Consider the following 5,245-nt stretch of genomic DNA (forward strand, 5'->3'; position numbering starts at 1 on the left):
TTCTAAATGTTGATTGCCTGCTATCTATTGTTTTTTGCGTGATACTAGGCAGTACCAATGACAATAGTACTACCTAGTATGGTTGAGACATTAAATCATAGTGATTAGAAAACAAAGTTAATCATTATGGTATAAAGTTGCGCTGTTGGCTTTGAAGGAACATCTATAAATGCGCCGTCATAGCCCTTTTCCGTATGGAAATATTGCCACTCAGCGTTAAGCGACAAATTGTACCTAAGATCATAACGTACCCCTGCGGTGACGCTCTCGCCCTCTCTGATTCGGCTACTCTCTTGCACCTCTTCATTGTACTGTTGTCCATAAACTACGTAAGGAATAAAGTCATAGATGCGGTACTGCAACGATGAATACCATGCGGAAGAACGGTCGTTCTTTTGTAACTCAGCCGTTAAGGTAGTCGAACCAAATTCATACTCTGCGCCTAACGAATACAGCTCTATGCGGTTATCTTCCGATTCGTCGACATAACGAGGAATCGTGATATCACCAATACTAGGAATTGTCATCGTGTAGTTTGTTAGCGTCACGCGCTGATCATATCGAGAATTGAGGTAAGAAAAATTCCAGCGATAGTTATCCCCCGAAAGTAGCATATTAACGCCATACATACGCTTAGTATCAAGCTCTAGAAAGGTATCCTGATTGAGATTGACTTCTTTTTCATCTTCTAAGCCATAAAAAGGGGTAATGCTTAGGGATTTCTCATCATCAATATCAACATTCCAAGTTAAGCTAAATCCTTGATAAGCCGTGATACCAAGAATGCTATTGTAAACCTCAGTGGGCGGTCTAGACATCGCGTAAGCATGCCCAACGTAGTAATATTCTGAGTAAAGGAATAGAGGGATTCTTAGTTGCCCGGCACGGAACAATAAGTCTTTGTATTGGTAGCCAAGATAGGCCCATTCTAGTTCTGGGTCACTCCAGTGATCTTGGGGACGTTTAACTACCTGAGCGGAAGCGTGTAGGGCATTAAAGTAGCCATCGATTTGTAAACCAAGGGTGGTATCGCAGTCAAAACAGCTTTGATCGGATATCTCGACATTGGTGATAAGTGGCGTGCTGTTATCACTTTTAGCCCATGAAGTTGAGCCAAAACCGCTGACGAGAATGTTCTCACTGATTTCAATATTGGCTGCAGTCTCAAAGGATGCCGCGAGTAAAGCGAGAGTTAGGATATTTTTATTCATTATTATTTTACCTCCTCGACCACAAATAACACCGTAGCATCATCTGGAAGATGATTGAGTGGGGCATAGCCAATTCGATTCGATTTTTTTTCCATCCATTGCACTAAAGCGGAGACGTCGGCCGTGGTCATTTCTTTTGGCGGACGAGCTTTCCCGGAGAAAGAAAGTGAGGCCCAATGCGCATTCATTTGTGCCGTGTTCTTACCCAGCAAAATTTGATAAAACTCAGCACGCTCTTCACTGCTTTCTGGCCAATCGGACAGTTCAATTTTTTTGCCTTCTAATCGCTTGGTTTTGCCACGATAGAGCTTACGTGCTTTACTCACAGACAGAGGAGTAAACTCTTGCTCCAATGTGAATATTGCATATTGTTCCGCTCCCATAGCGCTGGTGTTTACGGATATGAACAGGCATAAAATAGCCACAAGACAGCAGGCATAATGCATACTGCTGTCAGTTCGATGTGGCACTTTGTTTCGGATAAACATAACAAATCACTCTTATCTGGTTAGATAATGCTTTCAATTTTTCCAATAAGGTTATCTTTGCGTACAGGCTTAGCGACATAAGCATCCATGCCTGAGTCAAAGCAGCGCTGGATATCGTCATCAATGACACTTGCGGTCAGCGCGATAATAGGAGTCTTAACCAAACCTAGATTTAACTCATGTTGACGAATTTCACGAGTTGCTTCAAAGCCATCTTTTATTGGCATCATGCAATCCATCAATATCACATCATAGCCACTGTCTTGACTGTACATATCAATCGCTATTTGGCCATTTTCAGCGATGGCATAGCTAAATCCAGCTTTGTCGAGCATCAATGACGCCACTTTTTGGTTAACTCGATTATCTTCGACCAGCAATACGCGTTCACTGCGACTTGCTTTACGTGGATGCAGATCTTGAGTTGTGAGATTTTGCTTCGTGCTGTTTGTTGCCTCTTGCTCAACAGTAGTTTCTCGCTTAGCTGTTTGGTTGTGAGTAAGGTTTGATTTATGAGTATCATGCTCGATTGGTGCAGTAAGCGGAGAGACGAGATTAAAGATTTTTTCTTGCAGTACATTGGCTTTAAAAGGTTTAGCAATATAGTCATCCATACCAACATCAAAACAGCGTTGAATATCGTCGTCAATCACGCTAGCAGTCAAGGCAATGATTGGCGTGCGGTGCTGATATCCTTGTTCAAGTTTACGTAGTTGAACCGTCGCTTCGAAGCCATCCATGATAGGCATCATGCAATCCATTAATATCAACGCGTACTTGGTTGGGGCAGCACGGTACATATCAACGGCTTCTTGACCATCATTAGCAATATCAAATTCAAACCCAGCCTTAACCAAGTGCAAGCCGGCAATTTTTTGGTTTACAGAATTGTCTTCGACCACGAGCACCCGCATTGATTGAGTCTCAGGTCCAATAGTGGATGTTTTTGCTGTGAGTACATGCTGTTGGCAACTTTCTAAATTACGCATCAAACGTTGGCCGTAAAAAGGGCGGCTTATGATGGCGTTAACCGAATGCTTAAAATCGAAAGTGCTACTTGAAAAGGCACGAATAAGACAAACATGCACACCCGATTTTGCTAACTGTTCAAACTTCGGTAGTAAATCTTGCGCAGTATCTGGTTGCTCTTCGATGTATATCGCAATTCCAGAGTTGTTCGTCGTTCTAAAATGCTGACATTGCTCTATATTGTCAAAATATTGGGCGACTTTGTGGCCATAAAATACCAGTTCGTTACTGAGCGTCTGGCGTAGTTCATTGGCGGCTCCCACCAAGTAGATCGGTGCAGTGTTTTTGTGAGTTTTTCTAAAGGCGACATGCTCAACTTCAAAATTAAGTGAGAAGAAAAAACGACTACCGATCCCTTTTTTCGAATCGAGTTGAATTTTACCTCCCATTAATTCAACTAACTGCGTACTGATGGCAAGGCCAAGACCAGTACCTCCAAATTTACGAGTGGTTGAGTCATCTTCTTGTGCAAAGGGTTCAAAGATATTTTTTTGTTGTTGGGCATCAATACCGATACCCGAATCTGTAACGGAGAACTCAAGTTGACACATATTGTTCGCATGGCAATCACCCAACTTAGAAATAGCGAGTTCTACGTAACCATTCTCGGTGAATTTAACAGCGTTTGACATAAAGTTCATAAGAGTTTGACGTAAGCGATGATCATCAATCATCAGCTTATATGGCACGTTTGTATCAATGGATACGCGTAGATCCAAGCCTTTTTCTTTCGCTTTCGGAGCGACGATAGACGCGATATCGTAGATAGTTTCACGCACATTTGTCGAATGATGACTGATCAGCAACATACCCGATTCGATTTTAGAGAAATCGAGAATGTCATTAATGAGGCTTAGCAATAATTGGGACGATGTTTCGATGGTATCGACATAGTCGCGTTGAGTTGCGGTTAAAGAGGTATCGGATAAAACTTCTGAAATCCCTATAACGCCATTTAGAGGCGTGCGAATTTCATGGGACATATTGGCTAAAAAGCTACTTTTTGCGCGGCTGGCTTGAATGGCATCATCTTTAGCTTGTTCCGCGATATTTTTAGCGTGAGTTAGCCGTTCGTTCGCCTGTTGACGCTCAAGTGTCAGGCGCTCTACTTCTTGTGCAAAATGATTGAGTTCATCATTACCAGAGATATGCTTGCTCAGTTCTCCGGCCTGATGTTCTTGTTCATTCTTTAAATAGTTGAGCACTAAATTTAGGTTGTTAGTGACGCGTCTGGCGAGACTAAGAGCAATAAAAATTACGACAAAAGTGAGGACAGAGACGATGCCAACAAACACCACTCGTTCGCTGTTAGCTGCGCGTGTTGCCGTTTCGATACGGGTAATCAGTTGGTTCTCTATTTTGTGCCCAACGTCGTTGAGTAGGTGTAGCCGTGATACTAGGGCAATTAAACCATTGGCAATGTCTGCTGAAGGGGATTGATTTAATTCACTCTCGTTGAGTAATGTTTGTCGAAAAGTTTGACTCTGCTGAAAAGCATCGTTGCTAAACGCTTCGAGCATGAAGTTAACTTGTTGCTCATTGGCATTCAGATTAACAAATCGCTCAACGAACAATTGTTGGTTTTGCGCTAGCGAAGCGATTTGGTTTCGCAGTTCGACGGCTTGTTCACTCTCAAGTTGTGTATTATTGACGACCTGTTGGCTGAGAGTCGTCTCTTGATGCGCCCAAAACATCATCCACTCCAATTGAATTAAAGCGTGCAGGTCTTGTTCGATCGAAATAGGAATGTCATCCAGTTGAATGCGTTCTAGTGCCATGACTAATTGCTGATATAAGTCAGCTTGCCATTCGAGGTTATCCAGCATCTCATCAGGATATTTGTTGACGGTAATTTGCAGCGTGACAGATAAATATTCACGCAGAAGATCCGAGATCTGCTGCGCTTCGCCTGCTGAAAATAGGGCAGGGATTAACGCATTGACTGATGAAACATCGTCAGATGAATTGGTAACGACAGAGCTGTCTTGACCGCTACTGAATTGGGCTGATTGTGAAAATCCCTGAAGAAAAGCGGTTATCGCTTTTGCTTTCTGCAAATCATCTGTTTGATGATTCAGTACCGTTATTTGGCGAAACGCGAGATAAAGTAAAAGTAATATCGGTAATAGTACCAATCCAAATAACTTGTACTTTATTGAGATATCGCTCCATGATACCCATTTTGCCATTATTATTATCCATTATTAGCCAACTTATAGAAAAGTGTAGACCAGATATTTAGGATAATGTGCGAAACTAATTTTCTTCATGAAATAACTGGTGAAACGGTGATGGTTAGCACGGAAATTGTTCACAAATACCATATATGCTAACACCTTACATGCAAATGACACTTTTATTTTTACCATCAAAATGGCTGAAAAATTAATCACTACTGATTGCTTTATCAATTAATGAGGGTAGGCAGGTTAAAAATGTGGTTATTTTAACGATGTTGGTTGGTTTAGAAAATTAATATATAACAGTAGATATATTTGTGGTGTGAATAACTAAGAA

The 5,245-nt window shown here is 41.7% G+C and carries 3 protein-coding genes; all 3 read right to left on the minus strand.

What is annotated here, in order from left to right; genetic code table 11:
* Positions 1-104: 104 nt before the first annotated feature.
* The 3 genes from RH85_RS19595 to RH85_RS19605 all read right to left on the minus strand — a co-directional run bounded on the left by RH85_RS19595 (position 105) and on the right by RH85_RS19605 (position 4,917).
* Positions 105-1,211 (minus strand): hypothetical protein, encoded by a 1,107-nt coding sequence (locus tag RH85_RS19595; protein ID WP_006714470.1) that lies wholly within the window; start codon positions 1,209-1,211, stop codon positions 105-107.
* A gap of 2 nt (positions 1,212-1,213) precedes the next feature.
* On the minus strand, positions 1,214-1,657 hold the full coding sequence (locus tag RH85_RS19600) for a hypothetical protein (RefSeq protein WP_039949432.1): 444 nt from the start codon (positions 1,655-1,657) through the stop codon (positions 1,214-1,216).
* Between the two features lie 62 nt (positions 1,658-1,719).
* Positions 1,720-4,917, minus strand: a complete 3,198-nt coding sequence (locus tag RH85_RS19605; RefSeq protein WP_006714472.1) for a response regulator — start codon at positions 4,915-4,917, stop codon at positions 1,720-1,722.
* Positions 4,918-5,245 lie beyond the last annotated feature (328 nt).

The sequence above is a fragment of the Vibrio ichthyoenteri ATCC 700023 genome, assembly GCF_000222605.1.
GTDB classification, from domain to species: domain Bacteria; phylum Pseudomonadota; class Gammaproteobacteria; order Enterobacterales; family Vibrionaceae; genus Vibrio; species Vibrio ichthyoenteri.

Coding starts and splice junctions, on each gene's coding strand:
- RH85_RS19595 (WP_006714470.1), bottom strand. CDS start 1,211: ATGAATAAAAATATCCTAACTCTCGCTTTACTCGCGGCATCCTTTGAG.
- RH85_RS19600 (WP_039949432.1), bottom strand. CDS start 1,657: ATGCATTATGCCTGCTGTCTTGTGGCTATTTTATGCCTGTTCATATCC.
- RH85_RS19605 (WP_006714472.1), bottom strand. CDS start 4,917: ATGGCAAAATGGGTATCATGGAGCGATATCTCAATAAAGTACAAGTTA.